The organism is Curtobacterium sp. ODYSSEY 48 V2 (assembly GCF_023712625.1).
Taxonomy (GTDB): Bacteria; Actinomycetota; Actinomycetes; order Actinomycetales; family Microbacteriaceae; genus Curtobacterium.
Genome location: NZ_JAMAXX010000020.1, coordinates 1 through 663, shown reverse-complemented (window position 1 = coordinate 663; position 663 = coordinate 1). Strand labels below are relative to the sequence as shown.

The window sequence follows — 663 nt, the reverse complement described above, 5'->3', positions numbered from 1 at the left end:
GCCAGCGCCGTCGAGCACGCCGTCGGGGACCGGCTCGGTCGCCTCGGCGGCAAGCACGGCTCGTCGGTGCAGGTCACCGTGGAACAGAAGGGAACCCTGGCATGACCACCACCAACCGCGGCGTCAACCGGGTCCTGCTGCTCCTGATCGGCCTGGTCGCCATCATCGTCGGTGTCACCATCGGCGCCGGGGTCCTGCAACCCGTCCGCGACGCCCTCCAGCCGTACCTGACGCTGCCGCAGCAGGTCACCGTGCCCGACCAGGCACTGTGGATCATCGCCGCGGTCTGCGCGGTGGTCATCGTCCTCGCCGTGATCGTGGTGTTCACTCGCGGTGGCGGCGGCACCAGCGTCGCGGTCCGGGAACGCTCCGGCGAGGACCAGGTCACCGTGAACGTCGCCCTCGTGCGAGACGTCATCGACCACGAACTCACCGGCGTCCACGACATCGTCGCCGCGAAGGTCGACACGTACCTGGTCAAGAAGACCCGCGCCGCACGCATCCGGGTCCACGTCCGCCGCGGCGGCGACGCGGTCACCGTCCTCGACGCCGTCGACCACGCCCTGACCACCCTCGACCAGACCCTCGGCCGACAGATCCCGGTCCTGGTCCACCTCACCGGCGGCACCCGCACCGCACTGGCACGCACCACCCGCGTCCAGT

At 70.9% G+C, this 663-nt stretch carries 1 protein-coding gene; it reads left to right on the top strand.

Going from position 1 to position 663, the window contains the following annotated elements; all coding sequences use genetic code 11:
* Positions 1–101: 101 nt before the first annotated feature.
* On the top strand, positions 102–663 hold a 562-nt coding region (locus M3666_RS16285), incomplete at its 3' end, for a hypothetical protein (RefSeq protein ID WP_066653414.1).